Source organism: Fulvivirga ulvae (genome assembly GCF_021389975.1).
GTDB classification, from domain to species: domain Bacteria; phylum Bacteroidota; class Bacteroidia; order Cytophagales; family Cyclobacteriaceae; genus Fulvivirga; species Fulvivirga ulvae.
Map to the genome: position 1 here is coordinate 2,614,972 of NZ_CP089981.1, position 16,607 is coordinate 2,631,578.

18 protein-coding genes are annotated in these 16,607 nt (G+C 40.6%); 10 read left to right on the plus strand and 8 right to left on the minus strand.

Translation table 11 applies throughout. The features are described 5' to 3' along the window. The first annotated feature begins 8 nt into the window (after nucleotides 1-8). From ccsA (LVD17_RS10855) to LVD17_RS10875, 5 genes are read left to right on the plus strand one after another with little or no spacing between them, the layout of a single operon-like run. On the plus strand, nucleotides 9-665 hold the full coding sequence (ccsA, locus tag LVD17_RS10855) for a cytochrome c biogenesis protein CcsA (RefSeq protein ID WP_233766706.1): 657 nt from the start codon (nucleotides 9-11) through the stop codon (nucleotides 663-665). Then, nucleotides 665-919: a CcmD family protein gene (locus tag LVD17_RS10860; RefSeq protein WP_233766708.1), complete on the plus strand. Its 255-nt coding sequence runs from the start codon at nucleotides 665-667 to the stop codon at nucleotides 917-919. The genes ccsA (LVD17_RS10855) and LVD17_RS10860 overlap by 1 nt, the downstream gene beginning before the upstream one ends. A gap of 51 nt (nucleotides 920-970) precedes the next feature. Then, nucleotides 971-1,378: a cytochrome c maturation protein CcmE domain-containing protein gene (locus LVD17_RS10865; protein WP_233766710.1), complete on the plus strand. Its 408-nt coding sequence runs from the start codon at nucleotides 971-973 to the stop codon at nucleotides 1,376-1,378. Nucleotides 1,379-1,400: 22 nt separating this feature from the next. Beyond that, nucleotides 1,401-3,938 (plus strand): cytochrome c biogenesis protein CcsA, encoded by a 2,538-nt coding sequence (ccsA, locus tag LVD17_RS10870; RefSeq protein WP_233766712.1) that lies wholly within the window; start codon nucleotides 1,401-1,403, stop codon nucleotides 3,936-3,938. Nucleotides 3,939-3,956: 18 nt separating this feature from the next. Next, nucleotides 3,957-4,751: a Rossmann-like and DUF2520 domain-containing protein gene (locus LVD17_RS10875; RefSeq protein WP_233766714.1), complete on the plus strand. Its 795-nt coding sequence runs from the start codon at nucleotides 3,957-3,959 to the stop codon at nucleotides 4,749-4,751. On the opposite strand, the gene LVD17_RS10880 is transcribed toward LVD17_RS10875, so the two are convergent. Next, nucleotides 4,748-7,042 carry a TonB-dependent receptor gene (locus tag LVD17_RS10880; protein ID WP_233766716.1) on the minus strand — a complete coding sequence of 765 codons (2,295 nt, stop codon included), beginning with the start codon at nucleotides 7,040-7,042 and terminating at the stop codon, nucleotides 4,748-4,750. The two genes, LVD17_RS10875 and LVD17_RS10880, sit on opposite strands and share 4 nt — an antisense overlap. 114 nt (nucleotides 7,043-7,156) lie before the next feature. Here LVD17_RS10880 and LVD17_RS10885 point away from each other — a divergent pair, with 114 nt between their 5' ends. After that, nucleotides 7,157-7,768 (plus strand): hypothetical protein, encoded by a 612-nt coding sequence (locus LVD17_RS10885; RefSeq protein WP_233766718.1) that lies wholly within the window; start codon nucleotides 7,157-7,159, stop codon nucleotides 7,766-7,768. Here LVD17_RS10885 and prmC read toward each other — a convergent pair. Further along, on the minus strand, nucleotides 7,748-8,626 hold the full coding sequence (gene prmC, locus LVD17_RS10890; protein WP_233766720.1) for a peptide chain release factor N(5)-glutamine methyltransferase: 879 nt from the start codon (nucleotides 8,624-8,626) through the stop codon (nucleotides 7,748-7,750). The genes LVD17_RS10885 and prmC overlap by 21 nt on opposite strands. A gap of 131 nt (nucleotides 8,627-8,757) precedes the next feature. On the opposite strand from prmC, the gene ribD reads away from it, so the two are divergent. After that, complete coding sequence (ribD, locus tag LVD17_RS10895) at nucleotides 8,758-9,777, plus strand: bifunctional diaminohydroxyphosphoribosylaminopyrimidine deaminase/5-amino-6-(5-phosphoribosylamino)uracil reductase RibD (RefSeq protein ID WP_233766722.1); 1,020 nt, start codon at nucleotides 8,758-8,760, stop codon at nucleotides 9,775-9,777. Between the two features lie 5 nt (nucleotides 9,778-9,782). Further along, on the plus strand, nucleotides 9,783-10,265 hold the full coding sequence (gene msrC / locus LVD17_RS10900; RefSeq protein WP_233766724.1) for a free L-methionine (R)-S-oxide reductase MsrC: 483 nt from the start codon (nucleotides 9,783-9,785) through the stop codon (nucleotides 10,263-10,265). On the opposite strand, the gene LVD17_RS10905 is transcribed toward msrC, so the two are convergent. The 5 genes from LVD17_RS10905 to LVD17_RS10925 form a co-directional block, all read right to left on the minus strand. Then, nucleotides 10,262-10,921 carry a phosphatidylserine decarboxylase family protein gene (locus LVD17_RS10905; RefSeq protein ID WP_233766726.1) on the minus strand — a complete coding sequence of 220 codons (660 nt, stop codon included), beginning with the start codon at nucleotides 10,919-10,921 and terminating at the stop codon, nucleotides 10,262-10,264. The two genes, msrC and LVD17_RS10905, sit on opposite strands and share 4 nt — an antisense overlap. Before the next feature lie 21 nt (nucleotides 10,922-10,942). After that, the gene (locus tag LVD17_RS10910) at nucleotides 10,943-12,217 is read right to left on the minus strand and encodes a Glu/Leu/Phe/Val family dehydrogenase (RefSeq protein ID WP_233766728.1); all 1,275 of its coding nucleotides are present in this window, start codon (nucleotides 12,215-12,217) and stop codon (nucleotides 10,943-10,945) included. Nucleotides 12,218-12,288: 71 nt separating this feature from the next. Further along, nucleotides 12,289-13,119, minus strand: coding sequence for a phosphatidate cytidylyltransferase (locus LVD17_RS10915; RefSeq protein ID WP_233766729.1), 831 nt, complete (start codon nucleotides 13,117-13,119; stop codon nucleotides 12,289-12,291). Next, the gene (locus LVD17_RS10920) at nucleotides 13,100-13,309 is read right to left on the minus strand and encodes a putative signal transducing protein (RefSeq protein WP_233766730.1); all 210 of its coding nucleotides are present in this window, start codon (nucleotides 13,307-13,309) and stop codon (nucleotides 13,100-13,102) included. Before LVD17_RS10920 ends, LVD17_RS10915 begins: the two co-directional genes overlap by 20 nt. Beyond that, the gene (locus tag LVD17_RS10925; protein WP_233766731.1) at nucleotides 13,306-14,241 is read right to left on the minus strand and encodes a CPBP family intramembrane glutamic endopeptidase; all 936 of its coding nucleotides are present in this window, start codon (nucleotides 14,239-14,241) and stop codon (nucleotides 13,306-13,308) included. Before LVD17_RS10925 ends, LVD17_RS10920 begins: the two co-directional genes overlap by 4 nt. A gap of 125 nt (nucleotides 14,242-14,366) precedes the next feature. Here LVD17_RS10925 and dusB point away from each other — a divergent pair, with 125 nt between their 5' ends. Together dusB and LVD17_RS10935 are read left to right on the plus strand one after the other, a co-directional pair. Continuing rightward, nucleotides 14,367-15,356, plus strand: a complete 990-nt coding sequence (dusB, locus tag LVD17_RS10930) for a tRNA dihydrouridine synthase DusB (protein WP_233766732.1) — start codon at nucleotides 14,367-14,369, stop codon at nucleotides 15,354-15,356. Nucleotides 15,357-15,443: 87 nt separating this feature from the next. Then, the gene (locus tag LVD17_RS10935; RefSeq protein ID WP_233766733.1) at nucleotides 15,444-16,364 is read left to right on the plus strand and encodes a DMT family transporter; all 921 of its coding nucleotides are present in this window, start codon (nucleotides 15,444-15,446) and stop codon (nucleotides 16,362-16,364) included. Nucleotides 16,365-16,402: 38 nt separating this feature from the next. Here LVD17_RS10935 and LVD17_RS10940 read toward each other — a convergent pair whose 3' ends face one another. Next, complete coding sequence (locus LVD17_RS10940; RefSeq protein ID WP_233766734.1) at nucleotides 16,403-16,588, minus strand: hypothetical protein; 186 nt, start codon at nucleotides 16,586-16,588, stop codon at nucleotides 16,403-16,405. Between the last annotated feature and the right edge of the window lie 19 nt (nucleotides 16,589-16,607).

The window sequence follows — 16,607 nt, forward strand, 5'->3', positions numbered from 1 at the left end:
AAGGGCTTATGCGTAAACCGTGGTGGAAAATATTAACGGTTCTACTACTTCTCTATGTTGTTGTAGGCGGACTTTTATTTGAAGTACCAAGATTAGTCATTCTTAATGAGACTATTCGGGCACTATATTTTCACGTACCTATGTGGTTTGGGATGATACTGATGTTAGGGGTATCAGTGGCTTACTCTATTCTTTATCTTTTACGTTCTAATAGGTCGTATGATGATTTTGCCATTGAATTTGCCAATGTTGGTGTGATTTTTGGCATGCTTGGCATACTTACCGGTATGCTATGGGCTCAATTTACCTGGGGAGACTGGTGGAGTGGAGACCCTAAACAGAATGGTGCAGCCATTGGCTTACTTATCTATTTTGCTTATTTCATTCTCAGAGGCTCGCTGGATAATGATGAACAACGGGCTAGAATAAGTGCTGTTTATAATATTTTCGCATTTTTCGCCCTTATCCCCCTTCTATTTATACTTCCCAGACTTACTGATTCGCTCCATCCCGGCAATGGGGGGAATCCTGGATTCAATGCCTATGATCTGGACAGCCGGTTGAGGATGGTTTTTTACCCCGCTGTAATTGGATGGACAATGCTGGGAGTCTGGGTAGCGACATTGAGAGTACGTATTAGAAAACTTGAACAAATTATAGATTGATGAAAAAGATTGGCCTATTGCTGATTCTCTGCCTGGCGTCATTTTTTGTAAATGCTCAGGATAAAATAGAAATTACCGAGAGCGATTATGCAAATGAAGAAGTTGAAATGGCGGACAGGTTCCGTGAAGAAGGAAAAATATATGTCCTGACCGGGGTAATATGTATTATTCTTGGAGGGTTGGTTGCGTATCTAATTGTAATTGACAAAAAAGTAAGCAGGATAGAGAAACAGTTATTAAATAATGATACTTAGAAACCATTTTGAACCTAACTTTGTAAAGTATTTGATCAATCATTGAAGCTTATGAAAACTTCTCACATTATCGGTATCGTTATTATAGCAGCTGCCATTGGTATCATTATCACAACTGCAGGTGATGCAAGTTCTTACGTAACTTTCGATACAGCTCAGGAAATGGCTCTTAATGGCAACGAAAGTAGCATACATGTTGTTGGAGAGCTAAAAAAAGAAAGTGGTGAAATTATTGGCATCCAACCTTCTGCTGATAAACTGTCATTTTCATTTATCATGGTAGATGACAATAAGAGGGAACAGAAGGTTTTTTATAATGAGCCCATGCCTACGGACTTTCAAAGATCAGAAAAGGTTGTGGTTATTGGTGCATATCAAAACGATCTTTTTGTAGCGGAAAAAATTTTAATGAAATGTCCTTCAAAATATCAGGAGAACACTGTAAAGGCGGAAATGTGAAAAGGAAAAATGCATAATTTTTATGATACATGAGTTTATTGGTGGCCTTGGTCACCTTTTTGTTATTCTAGCTTTTATAAGCGCGTTATATTCAGCTTTTTGTTATTTTAAGGCCTCACAGGCCAAAGAGTTATCACACGAAAAATCCTGGAAGATAAATGGGAGGGTGGCGTTTTACCTCCACACTGTTGCTGTTGTTGGCGTAGTTTTTAGCCTTTTCTATATCATATATAATCATTACTTCGAGTATCACTATGCCTGGAGCCATTCCTCCAGAAGACTTCCTACTCATTATATGATCTCGTGCTTTTGGGAAGGACAGGAAGGAAGCTTTCTATTATGGCTATTCTGGCATGCTTTACTGGGTGTAATTGTTATTCTGACCAATAAATTCTGGGAGGCTCCTGTTATGACAGTGTTTTCATTGGTCCAGGTATTTCTGGCATCAATGATCCTGGGTGTAGTAATACCTGGTGTGAGCGTAAAATTGGGTAGTTCACCTTTCATCTTATTAAGAGATGCAATCGATGCTCCGATTTTTAAGGAACAACCCAACTTTGTGCCTAAAGACGGAACCGGACTTAACCCCCTGTTACAGAATTACTGGATGGTGATACACCCTCCGACTTTATTTTTAGGTTTTGCAACCACAGTCATTCCATTTGCCTTCTGTATTGCAGGGCTTTGGAAAAGAAGGTACCGCGAATGGGTCAGGCCGGCACTGCCATGGGCACTATTCTCAGGTGCTATTCTGGGGCTGGGAATTTTGATGGGCGGATACTGGGCCTATGAAACGCTTAACTTTGGCGGTTACTGGAACTGGGACCCGGTAGAAAATGCTGTCTATGTACCGTGGTTATTTCTGGTAGCTTCGATTCATACCATGATCACTTTTAAAAACAGTGACACGGCGCTCAAAGCAAGCATAGTATTGGTTGTTACTACTTTTGTGCTAATTTTATACTCTACCTTTTTAACAAGGAGTGGCATATTAGGGAATTCTTCGGTACACTCCTTTACGGACCTTGGACTATCAGGGCAATTGCTTATTTATCTTTTATTTTTCACATTAGGATCAATCATTTTGGCAGTAGTAAGGTGGAAGGAAATGCCTTATTCTGAGAAAGAAGCATCTACCTACTCAAGGGAATTTTGGATCTTTATTGGGGCTTTGGTTTTATGTCTGATGGGCTTCCAAGTCCTGATACCTACATCTATTCCCGTTTGGAATAGCATAGTAGAACTTTTTGGTGGTGTATCAAACATAGCTCCACCTGCTGATCAAATTGCTTTCTATTCCAAGTTTCAATTGTGGTTTGCAGTGTGTGTAGCCCTACTTTCAGGTACCGGGCAATTCTTTTGGTGGAAGAATATGAAAAAGGAGCAGTTGTGGAGCAGCCTTACGGTTCCAATTGTATTTACTTTAATTATTACAACAATTATTGTGGTAATTAAGAATGTCGCAGACCCAATATATATTATGCTGCTGCTTGCAGGGGTCTATACAGTGGTGGCAAATGCCAAAATTCTTTTTAACGTATTAAAGAAGAATCCAAAGTTATCCGGAGGAGCGGTTACACATATAGGAGTAGGCTTGATGTTAATAGGTATAATGTTTTCAGCCGGGTATTCCAAAGTAGTATCCCTTAATACAACAGGGATGCTAATCTCAAAAGAATCGTCAACCGAATTCAATAATGAGAACTTATTGCTATTTATCAATGAGCCGAAAGAGATGGCTGATTATAGCCTGAAATATAAGGGAGAGAGGCTCGAGCCGGTTGATATATCGAGCTACATCAACAGAAATGATATAAGACAAACAGGCTTGCCACATATGGTTATTGCCAAGAGAGATATTGTAGCTGACGGAGAGGTGATTTTTGAGAAAAATGATACCATAGAGATTGCTCCGGAAAATACGTACTACGAAATAGAATATACCAATAAGCAGGGTGAGAAGTTTACCCTGTATCCTCGTGCTCAGGTAAATGAATCTATGGGCGGTTTACTTGCTTCACCTGATATCAAAAGAGGATTTGACAAGGATCTGTATACTCATGTTTCTTCTATTAGAGACCCTAATAATGAAATGGAATGGAGCGATATGGAGGAGTTTGAAGTATCTCCGAAGGAAAACTTCTTCGTGAACGATTATGTGGCGAGAGTAGATAAATTAGAAAGGATACCTGAAGTAGAAGGTGTAGAGCTTAATAATGAAGATGTTGCTGTTAAAGCTACTGTTACTATTCAGGGAGAAGAAGCGGAATACGTAGTACAGCCGATTTTTTTAATAAAAAATGGCATGGTAGGGCGCATTTCTGATGAAGTTAGTGACCTTGGATTGAAGCTGACACTATTAAATATCTATCCGGAAAAAAACAGCATGGCTATTGGAGCCAATACCAGACAAAAGGATTGGGTAGTGCTAAAAGCTATGGAAAAACCGCTCATAAATGTTCTGTGGCTCGGTACACTATTGCTAATGGTCGGTTTTGGTATTGCCATTAACCGGCGATATAGTGAGTTTAAAAAGATGCGCGAAAAGGGAATGGAGTAGTTTGAACATAACCCTGGCATGATGTTAAATAACAATTATGTTTCTTTTATTGGCGCCGGTAATTTAGCATGGCATCTGGCTCCTGCACTGGATAATGCAGGATACCCGGTTAAAGAGGTTTGCAGTAGGTCTCCAAAGAGTTCCAGGGCTTTGGTGAACAGGCTCTATCAGGCTGAGGTTAATGAAGGATATGATTTCTCGAATAGTCCGTCCCAATATTTTATTATAGCAGTTCCTGATGATATCATTTCGGAGATCGCACGTGAAATAATTCTGCCGGAGCAGGCTATTTTACTACATACATCAGGAGCTAAGTCTATCGATCTGCTCTCTTACGCTGCCAGTGAACACATTGGCGTTTTTTATCCCCTACAAACTTTTAGTAAACAAAAAAAGGTAGATCTCACCCATGTGCCCATATGTATAGAAGCTGAAGATTCGGCTACTGAGAAGCTGCTTTTTACCATGGGCAAGGCTATAAGCAGGAAGGTTCTACACGTAAATTCAGGAGACCGTAAAGCACTACATGTTGCGGCTGTTTTTGCCTGTAATTTTGTTAACCATTTCATGAAAATATCTGAGGATATTTTATCAGGTAGCAAGCTGGATTTTGATTTGCTTCATCCTTTGATAGCAGAGACCATCAATAAAAGCTTTGAGCTTGGGCCAGGCAAGTCTCAGACTGGCCCGGCCCGGAGGCATGATTTTGAAACACTTGACAAACACATGGAGTTTTTGAACAAGAATGAAGCCGTAGCTGAAATTTATAAAATCGTCTCTCAACACATTATCGATAGTTATCCTCAGGATTAACGTGCTTTTGACAGATTCCATTTTACCCCCAAATAAAACTCGCGTCCGTGGATGGGTGCATAGGCGTATGCGGTATCAAAGTAAGGACTAAAGCCCGTAGGTGTATTTGGGTCATTAAATCCGGTGAGTGGCGATATCGGCTGAACATAATCAAATAGATTTTGTACTCCTCCATAAACAGACCAGGCCTTGGATATTTCTTTGGAAAACTGAATGTTATGAAACATATAGGGCTCGGAAGTGGTTGATCGCGGCTCAGATAATGGTTCACCATCCGATCCTACATCATAAACAGCGGGCAGAGCCATTGTGCCTGTAAGCCTTAGGGTATACGCTATATTAATCTTGGGTTGTGCCCAGGTATAATTTGCTGTGATTACACCGCTCCATTCAGGGGCAAACTCTATAGAAGTGGTTTCAAGCGTACCTTCGTCATTGGGCTCTGTCTGAGTAGCTTCCTGTACATTGAACCCCACATTTACTGCAAGAGGGAAATAAAAGTCATGTGTTACATTTATACCTATACCCTTGGTGATTGCATGACCATCTGTATTCGCATAGATAATTTTATTAGGATCATCATAGTTGGGTATTATTTTATTAGAAAAGTAGGTGTAGTACACATCAAAATCCACCGTCCCCTGACTTTTACCTATGGAGTATACATGGTTGAGGTTAAGGGTTCCATTAAGTGATCTTTCTGGTTTAAGCTCTTCTACTATCTCTACACTTCTTTGTCCTGTAATAAAAGCATGATCCTCAGTAAACAGGTTCACTATTCTAAAACCGGTTCCAAAATTAGCTCTTAAAGTAGTCCATTTGCCGGGTTTATATTTGGCATTGACACGAGGTGAAAAAATTGCCCCATGAGATGTGTAGTGATCGAGTCTACCTCCTGTTAAAAGCGATAATTTTTCAGATACAGCCCATTCATCCTGTAGAAAAATACCCGGAATAAATTGATTATCTGGTGAATTTTTGCCAGTACCAGAATTTATAGTAGCCACTGTATTATCATCGTAATGCTGATATCTTGAAGTAATACCGGCAAGTATGGAGTGATCATTTAATTGTTTGTCCCAAATAAAATTCGCAAAGGCAATTCCTTGTTCTGCTTCGTAATAATCGGCTCCATAGTAGCTGTCCTGTAAATGTTGACTCAGGGAATAGTCGATTTTTAGGTTGGCATTAGAGGGAAGCTCATATGTGCCAAAAAGCTCAGCGCGGTGTGTGTAGATGCTTTCACCGTAAATTTCATCACTACCGCGTATTTCCTGGTAGTTTCGGTCAGTCAAAAACTCTTCAACCCCGTTTCTTCTATCTTCATAGTAGTATTTTGCGGCTACCGTAAATTTCTTATTGCTTGGGCGATGAATGTTCCATTTAGTAAATAATGAATACCTGTCCAGGTTAGCCATATCTCCGAAACCATCACTATTTCTGTCATCAAAATCGTTGATATAAGCATAATTCAGACCAATAAATCCATTTGATTTACCAATTGACGGGGCGGCTGATAAGTTGCCAAATGATTCGAGGTGCGAGGTACCCATAAGGTCAACTGAAAGCAGTGGCTGATCCTCAGGATCTTTGGTGATAATGTTTATTACTCCTGCTAAGGCTTCCGAGCCATATAGTGTGGAACTCGGGCCTTTTATAACCTCAAATCTATCTATGATCATACTTGGAATACCATTTAGACCATAGACAGAAGCCAGGTTGCCATATATAGGTGTACCATCCATAAGTACAGCGGTATATGGCCCTGGCAGACCGTTTATGCTGATGCTGTTGGTGAAACATACTCCGCAAGCAACAACCTCCTGAACTCCATTAACCAGCTTGATACCCTCTACAACGGAAGAGGCTGCCGCGGGCGTAAATGTATTGAAATATTCAGAAGTAACGACACTTACCTTAACAGGCGATGATTTTACAAAAGTAGGTTTCATTGTCCCCGTCACTACGACTTCATCCAGACCAAGACTATTTTCCTCAAGCGTAATATTAAGCTCCAGGCTTTGTCCTGCGGCGACATTTACAGTTTTTACTACTGGCTTATAGCCGATGGACCTAAACTCCAACTTATAATCTCCCGGATCCAGGTTGGGTAAGCTAAAACGCCCCTGAGCGTCTGCCACATCTCCGGTTTGTGAAGACGGTATTTGTACTGTGGCTCCGGGAATTGCTCCCGCTTCATTTTTTATTTGTCCATGAATGCTAGCCTGTTGTTGTCCTAAGGAAATCTTGAAGCACAGTATAAGAGTTAATAGTAAAAATGTTCTTTTCATAAATCAAAATATTTTATAACTACAAACTTAATAAATTAATTATATATACAAAAAATAATTATTAGGTTAACCTAAAAATTGATCGTTGTAACTTCTTTTATGTAGATTTGAGCTATGTCGTCACATCATTTTGTTAGAGAAGATCAGGAGCCTGCGGTGTTTATAATCGATCCGGTAAAAGAGGATATATTGCTTCAGCTTTTAGAATGGAGCCCTAAAGTAATTGTAGTTCAGGAGGCCGTTGAACTGATTATAAGTCTGGGTATTAAAATTGATGCGGTACTTTGCACGAAAGAATTGCGTGATAACTTCAGGAATATATTAGGCTTTCAGATGCCTGTTGAGATTATTTCGGTTGAAGAGGACAATCCGGATTGGATAAGACAAGGAATATCTTTTCTGGCTGAGCAGGACTGTAAAGCTGTTCACATTATTGGGGAAGTACCTGAAGCTCTAAGAAACTGGTTGGCTGAAACGGCTTTGCCAACTATAGTCATTTGGGATACTGACTATAAATGGATATGCTGTCACACGGGTCAGTTTAGTAAGTGGGTGACAAAGGGCAGTACTTTTATACTAGCTGAAAAGGAGCATGCTATTATACACACTGATTCACATATCAGGCAACATAAGAAGCAAGATATTCTTGTGATAAATTTGTTGACAGAGGGTATGATTACATTCAGTGTTGATCATCCTTTTTGGTTAGGAGAGCACATTGACTGAATTTGATGCTCTCACAATTCTATCCTTGCCGTGCAAATCTTTGATCACCTGAACTTTTGAATAATCCATAATTTCCAGCAGTGCCTGAACATCTTCTCCAAATCGTTCATTGATCTCAAAGTAGAGTATACCGTGTTCCTTCAAAGTACTTTTGGCCAGCTCAGCAATTCGTCTGTAGTATAATAGTGGGTCTGAGTCCTCAACAAATAACGCCATAGCCGGTTCATATTTAAGTACGTTAGGTTTCATAAGTAGCTTATCGCTTTCCGTTACATATGGAGGGTTGCTTACAATAACATCCAGGGACTGGACTGGTATAGGTTCATTTAAGATATCTATAAGTAAGAATTCAATCTGTACTTTATGTAGTTCTGCATTCTTCCTGGCAACCTTCATTGCGCGAGGGTCATAGTCTATAGCAAAGGCCCTGGAGCCTCTCAGCTCCTTTAATAGCGTAATCGGTATACAGCCCGTTCCGGTACCAATATCCAGCAACTTGATTCTTTTACCATGATTCTCATTAATAATCAGGTGAACCAGCTCTTCCGTTTCCCCACGAGGTATCAATACACCTTTATCCACCTTAAATTCACGCCCGTAGAATTCCGTTTGGCCGATGATATATTGGACAGGCTCATGAGTATTTATCCGTTTTATAAATTCATTAAGTTCCCTAGCTTTTGAATTAGCCACATTAATGGATCTGTCAAGTATAATTTCTGCTTTATCCAGGTTAAAAACATGCTCCATGATCATATAAGCAATACTAAGAACCTCTTCGGTACTTTCTTCCAGCTGGATTTCGTCTGTGATATATTTTAAAAGCTTCTTGGACGAGTCCGGAATATTGCGGGACATGATGATTTTATAATGAGTGGTGAGTTTGTTAACATTGTAAGGTTAATACAAATCTAGTTAATTAGCTATAAAAAAATATTTATGTTGATCCGGTCCTGTGCAGGGGTAGCATAAAGTGATCTAACCGCCACATGCATAACGATGAACTCTTTATACAACGGGCTTTTGATTTGGCCTTTCTGGGTTTAGGTAGCGTTAGTCCTAATCCGCTGGTAGGGTGTGTAATTGTTCACCATAATAAAGTAATAGGAGAGGGATGGCACATGAAATATGGCGATGCCCATGCTGAGGTTAATGCCATCAATAGTGTGGCAGATAAAAGCTTGTTGCCGGAAAGTACTGTATATGTAAGCCTGGAACCTTGTGCTCATTTCGGAAAAACACCTCCGTGCTCGGACCTCCTGGTGAGGCATAGGGTAAAAAGAGTGGTCATCTCAAACATGGATACCAATCCACTGGTTGGAGGGAAAGGAATTAAAAAACTTGAAGAGGCCGGTATAGAGGTGGTTACAGGTGTATTGGAACGTGAAGGTCTGGAAATCAATAAGCGCTTCTTTACAGGACTAAAAAAGAAGAGGCCTTACATTATACTCAAATGGGCCGAAACGGAAGATGGCTTTGTTGCCCGAAAGAATTATGATTCAAAGTGGATTAGCAATGAAACCAGCAGGAAACTAGTACATAAATGGAGGGCTGAGGAGGATAGTATAATGGTCGGTACCAATACCGCCTATTATGATAACCCTGGTTTAAATGTGCGCGATTGGTCCGGGAGAAATCCGGTCAGGGTAGTTATAGACCGAAATTTAAGATTACCAAAGAACCTGAAAATATTCGATGGTTCGCAGCCTACCATTTGTTATAATTTGCTGTCGGGTCAGGCAAGTAAGCGATTGCAATACGTAAAACTGTCCGAGACTAATTTTCTTGAGGCTCTTTTTCTAAATCTTTATGAACATGGTTTACGTTCCATAATAGTTGAAGGAGGGGCGCAATTATTAAATTTGCTGATCGAAAAAGATATGTGGGACGAGGCAAGAGTGTTTATTTCCCAAACCAAATTTAAGGAAGGTATTAAAGCACCGGCCATTTCCGGGCTTGTCGCAGAAGAGATGATCGATACTGATAAATTGCTGATATATAAAAACTAAAAAAAATGGCTGAAGAATTAATTGTAAATACGAGTGCGGATAAACAGGAAAAGTATAAATCTCTGCTACCACAGATTGAAGGGTTAATTTCTGTCGAGAGTGATTTGGTGGCTAACCTCTCAAATATAGCTGCAGCCTTGAGGTATGGGATGGGCTTTTTTTGGGTGGGGTTTTATATTGTGAAGAATGATGAATTGGTGTTGGGGCCTTTCCAGGGGCCTATAGCCTGCACGAGAATACGTAAGGGTAAAGGGGTATGCGGTACAGCCTGGGAAAAAGCAGAGACAGTACTTGTTCCTAATGTAGATGAATTTCCCGGACATATTGCCTGTAGCTCAGATTCAAAATCAGAGATTGTTTTACCAGCTTTTAAAGATAATGAGGTGGTACTTATCCTTGATGTGGATAGTGATAAGCTAAATGATTTTGATGAGACAGATAAGGTCTACCTGGAGAAATTGATGAAATTAATTGAGGCCAAGCTTTAATCTAGCTCGGCCAAAACTGTCATTCCTCCTTTGGTCTTTTGGCCAATATCTACCTTAACCTTGGCTGTAAGGGGTAAGAAAACGTCTACTCGGGAACCGAATTTGATAAAACCGAATTCCTGCCCCTGCTCAAATTCCTCCCCTTCCTTAACATACCATTTAATGCGTCTGGCCAGTGCGCCGGCAATTTGTCGCATCAAAATAGATACTCCTTTAGGGGTTTTTACCACTACGGTAGTCCTTTCGTTTTCAGTGCTTGATTTGGGGTGCCAGGCCACAAGGTACTTGCCGGCGTGGTATTTGAAAAACTCTACAACTCCCTTTACGGGCATTCTATTAACATGTACGTTCACTGGCGACATGAATATTGAAATTTGAATCCTCCTATCTTTAAGGTATTCCGTTTCTGTAGTTTCTTCAATCACTACAACTTTACCATCGGCAGGAGCCACTACATGCCGGTCATTGACAGGGGTAATGATTCTTGGGTTTCTGAAAAACTGAAGGACGAGCAGAAAGAGTACAATAGTTACTCCTAAAACCAGCCTGAAAACAATGGGTTGATCAGGAAAACCAAAATAGACCATGACGTTGATAATCGTCAGTATGATCAGCAGTACTACTAATAAAACCCGTCCTTCTTTATGTATGCTCAATGCTAAAAACTTTATTTACAATTAATAACCACCACGATATTTGTAGGTCTTAGCTACTTTATCTATGGCAACTATGTAAGCTGCAATTCTCATGGATACGTTATACTCCTTTGAAGTATTGTATACATTATCAAACGCATCTTTCATAATCCTGTCAGAACGTCTGTTTACACGCTCACCTGTCCACTTATAGCCCAGTCGGTTTTGTACCCATTCGAAGTACGATACAGTAACACCACCAGCATTGGCAAGGATGTCCGGAGCTACCATAATGCCTTTATCGTTGATAACATTGTCAGCTTTTGCGGATGTAGGTCCGTTTGCTCCTTCAACAATCAGCTTTGCTCTTATGTTTTCCACATTTTGTGAGGTGATCACATCCTCAGTTGCCGCAGGCACCAGTACATCAACTTCTAATCCTAATATTTCATCGCCACCGATCATTTCTGCACCGGGGAAGCCGGTTAGTGTTCCATTGTTGCCATTTCGATAATCAATGGCAGCCTGAATATCAATACCATTTTCATTGTGGTAAGCACCTGAAAGATCACTAATGGCTACCACCTTTACACCGCGTTCGGCCAGTAAAAGAGCAGCGAACGAGCCTACGTTTCCAAAGCCTTGTACGGCGCAGGTAGCTTTGTAAGGGTTGATTTTTAGCTTTTCCATAGCCGCTAATGCGGAGACCATTACACCTCTGCCTGTGGCTTCTGTTCTACCTAATGATCCGCCAAGTACCAAAGGTTTGCCTGTTACTACAGAGTTGATGGTCATACCCTGGGTTCTTGAATACTCATCCATTAACCATGCCATCTCTCTTGGTCCTGTTCCCATATCAGGGGCAGGAATATCTCTGTCAGGTCCGAAGATTTCGACCATTGATAGGGTATACGCTCTCATCAAACGCTCAATCTCTCCTGACGACATTTCTCTTGGATTACACTGAATGCCTCCTTTAGCTCCGCCATAAGGAATATCCACAACAGCACATTTCCAGGTCATCCAGGCAGCCAAAGCTTTTACCTCGTCAATGTTCACACCCGGGTCAAAACGGATTCCACCTTTTGAGGGTCCCAAAATATTTGAATGGATAACCCTGTATCCGTCAAATACGCGGATAGAACCGTCATCCATGGTTATAGGCAGTGAAACAATAACTTGCTTGGCAGGAGATTTTAAAACGTTGTAGACCTCGTCGTCAATTCCAAGTATTTGAGAAGCAATGTGAAATCTCGACATCATTGCTTCAAAAGGATTCTTTTCGTCCTTTAGGGGTGCAGGCTCTATATAACCCATATGTTTTGTTTTTTGGTTATTAAAACGATTGCAAATTTAAAGAAATATATATCATTCAAAGTGGCAAATACTTAAAAGATTTTCAAGAAAGTAGTAATGAAAGGGGCTGAAAGCAGGAGTCCGTCAAAACGATCAAGGAATCCTCCATGCCCCGGTATCAATCTGCCTGAGTCTTTGATTTCTATGCTTCTTTTAAATAATGATTCTACAAGGTCGCCATACGTGCCTCCTATTATAATGATGAAACCCACACAGAGCCACTGCCAGGGCATCAGTACATCGGTTGTATAATGCAGTCCGTATGCCATTGCCAGGGCCAAAAGCAGGCCTCCAATACTACCCTCCCACGATTTCTTTGGTGAGACCCTCTCAAATAGCTTCCTTTTTCCATACCTTACACCGGCAAAGTATGCGCCGGTATCATTGGCCCAAAGTATCAACAAAGAGCCCAGGATAAGTTCAAATGTATATTCACCGGAAAAGAAAGCTACCACGTTAAGCAATGAAAAGGGGATTGCAACATATAATATACCCAGAAAAGTGAAAGCTATTCCCCTGAAGGGCTTAACCTCTTTTTTCTTATACAAATAGATCAGGTATATCAGTGTTGCCACCGGAAAAATGGCGAAATAGTACTTGGAATGAATCCTTCCGCTTTCTATAAAAAAGGATAAAGAGAAAATACAAAGTCCGCAGAATGTACCAAAGGTTTTCAACGGAAGCATTCCGTCCAGGCCCACCAGCTTATAAAATTCCAGTTGAGTGGCGGTGCAAATTGAAATGAAAATGATAAAATAGGTCCATTCACTGTAGCATATTCCGCTGATAATAATTAATGCGCCAACCAAGGCTGCAATGATCCGTTGTGTTAAATTACTGTACTTATTTAAAATTGATGTCATTTTTTATTATTTGTAGCGCACGTAACACATCCTCAGACGCTACATGTACTTCATATTGTCCAAAGTTATTTAAGGATGAGTCTCTTTTATTAATGAGGACAGGAGTGATATTGTTATCTTCGAGTACATCCTTCACTATTTCTGCATGGTAGGATTGATCAGTTTCAAATACTTTTTGCCATCCTTTCATTTAACTTGCTTTCTCAAAAAATAACTCCTGAAATAGTATAATAGTCCAACGGTAATAATAGTGAATATTAAAGCAGCAGACAAAGGTACTGACTCAGTATTTTCTATATCAAAGCTTATAAACCCCTGCTGATGAAGGTAAAGTACCACTACGGTAAAGCCGTTGTTGATAAAATGAGCCGTGACAGGTACCCATAAATTTCCTGACCAATAATACAAATAGCCGAACAGTGCACCTAATAGCAACCTGGGGACGAAACCAAAGAACTGCATATGAATGGCACTAAAAAGTATTGCCGATACCCAAATGGCAACATGGATGTTTCGCGTAGCTGTATGTAGTTCGTTCTGAATAAATCCTCTAAACAGCAGCTCTTCGCCCAAAGGAGCGAGTATTGCAATAACGAAGAAAGCAATAGCGAGATCGAGCGGCCCGTCAAATTTTGTAATAAACAGGGTGATCTTAGCCAGTGCATCTTCCTTTTCCCGTGCCCATTCCTCAAACCCCTTCATAAATTCAGGGAAATGAATATTGGCATTCCACTCAATAAATAATGAGTTTACTATCATAAAAGCCATCACAATTCCAAACGTCATCCCAATAGGTACCCAACCCACAGGCTTACTGAAAAATATACTCAAGTCCTTTTTTTCTCGGATTTTTAAATATATAAATGGTGTGATGATCATTCCCAATAACGTGCCGAATCCCTGACTAATGAACAATGGAATCCTTAACGCAGGGTCTCCGGTAGGGTCTGCGAGTGCTTCTGCCATCTCCATAAGAGAGCCCGGGTAAAAGGGGATAGATAAAAACATTCCTAATTGAGACCCAATAATAGCCCCGAGCAATGCCAGACCAAATATAAAAATTGCAGAAGCTGCGGAACTTCTGCCTTCTGACAGATGTATATTATTGTCGAATTTATCCATAATAAAGAGTAAATAAGTAACGGCAAGCTCGACCATAACCTTTCAGAGCTTGCTTTGTATTGCTCATTTGACGTAAATTTACAGTTTATTTTAAAATCAGTTCGGTAAAGATAAGTATTAGGTCAATGGTTAAGATAGGAAATGTAGAGATAGGTGAATTCCCTTTGTTACTTGCCCCCATGGAAGACGTGAGTGATCCACCGTTTAGGGCAGTATGCAAAGAAAATGGTGCAGACCTTATGTTTACGGAGTTTATTTCTTCCGAAGGACTTATCCGAAATGCAGAAAAGAGCGTTCAGAAGCTTGATATTTACGATTACGAACGCCCTATCGGCATTCAGATCTTCGGGGATAAGATAGAGTCTATGAGAGAGGCGGCAGCCATTGCCGAGGAAGCACAGCCGGAGATGGTGGATATCAACTATGGCTGTCCTGTAAAAAAAGTGGCATGTAAAGGTGCTGGTGCAGGCATTCTGCTCGACATTCCGAAAATGCAAAAAATGACCGAAGAGATAGTTAAGCAGGTCTCTCTCCCTGTCACTGTAAAGACAAGGCTGGGCTGGGACGACAGCACAATAAAAATTGTAGAGGTTGCTAAACGGTTACAGGATGTAGGCATTAAGGCGCTCACCATTCACGGTCGCACCCGTAAACAAATGTATAAGGGAGAGGCTGACTGGACAAAGATTGCCGAAGTAAAAAATCACCCCGATATTCATATTCCTATCTTTGGAAACGGTGATATTGATTCTCCTGAAAAAGCTTTGGAATATAAAAATAAGTATGGTGTTGATGGCATTATGATAGGCCGAGCCGCTATTGGCTATCCATGGATTTTCAATGAGATCAAACATTACCTTAAAACGGGTACTACATTACCCGCACCAGCTATGGCTGACAGAGTAGCGGTAGCTAAAAAACATCTTAATTTTTCTGTGGAGTGGAAAGGGGAAATTACAGGCATTTTTGAAATGCGAAGGCACTATACCAACTATTTTAGAGGTATTCCTAATTTTAAACCATTTAGAACGAGACTGGTGGAGTCAGAGTCACATACAGAACTAATCAGTATTTTAGATGAAATCGGCGAAACTTTTGTAGAAGCCTACGCGTAATAGCAATTTTTGGGTTTTTATCCATTATCAGCACCCTTACCTTTGTGAAGAAACATCTGGTTCTACTATTGAAACCCTCGCAATCTAATGACTGAAGAAAACAACCCTAACCTTCTGGCTTGGGGGCTCCTGTTAGTACTTGCCTTGATCTGGGGCAGCTCATTTATTTTAATCAAACGTGGGCTGGATGTCTATTCTGCCGGCGAAGTAGGGGCGATCCGAATTGTTTCCGCATCGTTATTCCTTTCACCTTTTGCCATCAGCAGACTAAAGAGCCTGCACAAAAGACACTGGTTGTACTTGTTTTCCGTAGGTATGTTTGGAAGCTTTCTGCCCGCTTTTCTATTTGCCAAAGCGCAAACTCACCTTCCCAGCTCTGTTGCTGGAATTATTAATGCCCTTACACCACTTTTTACTATGATCCTCGGCGCATTGTTTTTTACGCAAAAAATTACCGCCAAAACTGCCATAGGTCTGATTACCGGTTTTTTGGGAACAGTGGCGCTTATTCTTGCCGGCTCAGGAGGAGATACCTCAGAGTTTAATTTATATGGTCTTTATGTGGTGCTTGCTACTATATTTTACGGGGCAAATCTTAACCTGATCAAGTTCAAAATACCAGACCTTACAGCCAGAACCATAACCAGTATATCCTTAATGATAGTTGGGCCTATAGCTATATCTTATCTATTCCTGTTTACTGGTTTCATGCAGAAAGTGCAAACCGCAGAAGGAGCCTTGTTCTCTTTGGGTGCGGTCGTTTTGCTGGGAGTATTGGGAACTGCCGTTGCACTTATTTTATTTAATCAACTCGTGAAAATCACCTCTCCTATTTTTACCAGCTCGGTGACTTATCTGATTCCGGTCATTGCAGTTTTATGGGGGCTTTTGGATGGAGAGAGACTCTATGCAGGACATTATCTTGGCCTGGTTTTGATCACCCTTGGGGTGTACCTGGCCAATAGAAATAAAGCTGCAAAAAAGCCCGATGATCAGGGAGAGTCCTGAAAAACCGGAGGATTTTTTTGTGTTTTTTATCCCTCGTTTTAAGGGATAAAGTTCCTGTAGTTCTCTAAATATCTAAGAAAAGCCTTCAGTTTAGAGAAGTAGCTATAATTTTTATAACCATTATAAGTCTGCTTTTTCAGCCAAAATGGGTGATTTATGCTATTATAAGCCTTCATACCTTCATCATACATAGTATCGGGCCTGTCCCGGTCTGTGGTTTTCATTTATTCTCAATTAAACCAA

What these genes read in the sequence shown, in the direction of transcription:
- LVD17_RS10940 (WP_233766734.1), bottom strand. Translation starts at nt 16,588, where the DNA reads ATGAAAACCACAGACCGGGACAGGCCCGATACTATGTATGATGAAGGT.
- LVD17_RS10925 (WP_233766731.1), bottom strand. Translation starts at nt 14,241, where the DNA reads ATGGATAAATTCGACAATAATATACATCTGTCAGAAGGCAGAAGTTCC.
- msrC (WP_233766724.1), top strand. Translation starts at nt 9,783, where the DNA reads ATGGCTGAAGAATTAATTGTAAATACGAGTGCGGATAAACAGGAAAAG.
- ribD (WP_233766722.1), top strand. Translation starts at nt 8,758, where the DNA reads ATGCATAACGATGAACTCTTTATACAACGGGCTTTTGATTTGGCCTTT.
- LVD17_RS10935 (WP_233766733.1), top strand. Translation starts at nt 15,444, where the DNA reads ATGACTGAAGAAAACAACCCTAACCTTCTGGCTTGGGGGCTCCTGTTA.
- LVD17_RS10880 (WP_233766716.1), bottom strand. Translation starts at nt 7,042, where the DNA reads ATGAAAAGAACATTTTTACTATTAACTCTTATACTGTGCTTCAAGATT.
- LVD17_RS10915 (WP_233766729.1), bottom strand. Translation starts at nt 13,119, where the DNA reads ATGACATCAATTTTAAATAAGTACAGTAATTTAACACAACGGATCATT.
- LVD17_RS10885 (WP_233766718.1), top strand. Translation starts at nt 7,157, where the DNA reads ATGTCGTCACATCATTTTGTTAGAGAAGATCAGGAGCCTGCGGTGTTT.
- LVD17_RS10875 (WP_233766714.1), top strand. Translation starts at nt 3,957, where the DNA reads ATGATGTTAAATAACAATTATGTTTCTTTTATTGGCGCCGGTAATTTA.
- LVD17_RS10865 (WP_233766710.1), top strand. Translation starts at nt 971, where the DNA reads ATGAAAACTTCTCACATTATCGGTATCGTTATTATAGCAGCTGCCATT.
- dusB (WP_233766732.1), top strand. Translation starts at nt 14,367, where the DNA reads ATGGTTAAGATAGGAAATGTAGAGATAGGTGAATTCCCTTTGTTACTT.
- LVD17_RS10910 (WP_233766728.1), bottom strand. Translation starts at nt 12,217, where the DNA reads ATGGGTTATATAGAGCCTGCACCCCTAAAGGACGAAAAGAATCCTTTT.
- LVD17_RS10920 (WP_233766730.1), bottom strand. Translation starts at nt 13,309, where the DNA reads ATGAAAGGATGGCAAAAAGTATTTGAAACTGATCAATCCTACCATGCA.
- ccsA (WP_233766712.1), top strand. Translation starts at nt 1,401, where the DNA reads ATGATACATGAGTTTATTGGTGGCCTTGGTCACCTTTTTGTTATTCTA.
- ccsA (WP_233766706.1), top strand. Translation starts at nt 9, where the DNA reads ATGCGTAAACCGTGGTGGAAAATATTAACGGTTCTACTACTTCTCTAT.
- LVD17_RS10860 (WP_233766708.1), top strand. Translation starts at nt 665, where the DNA reads ATGAAAAAGATTGGCCTATTGCTGATTCTCTGCCTGGCGTCATTTTTT.
- prmC (WP_233766720.1), bottom strand. Translation starts at nt 8,626, where the DNA reads ATGTCCCGCAATATTCCGGACTCGTCCAAGAAGCTTTTAAAATATATC.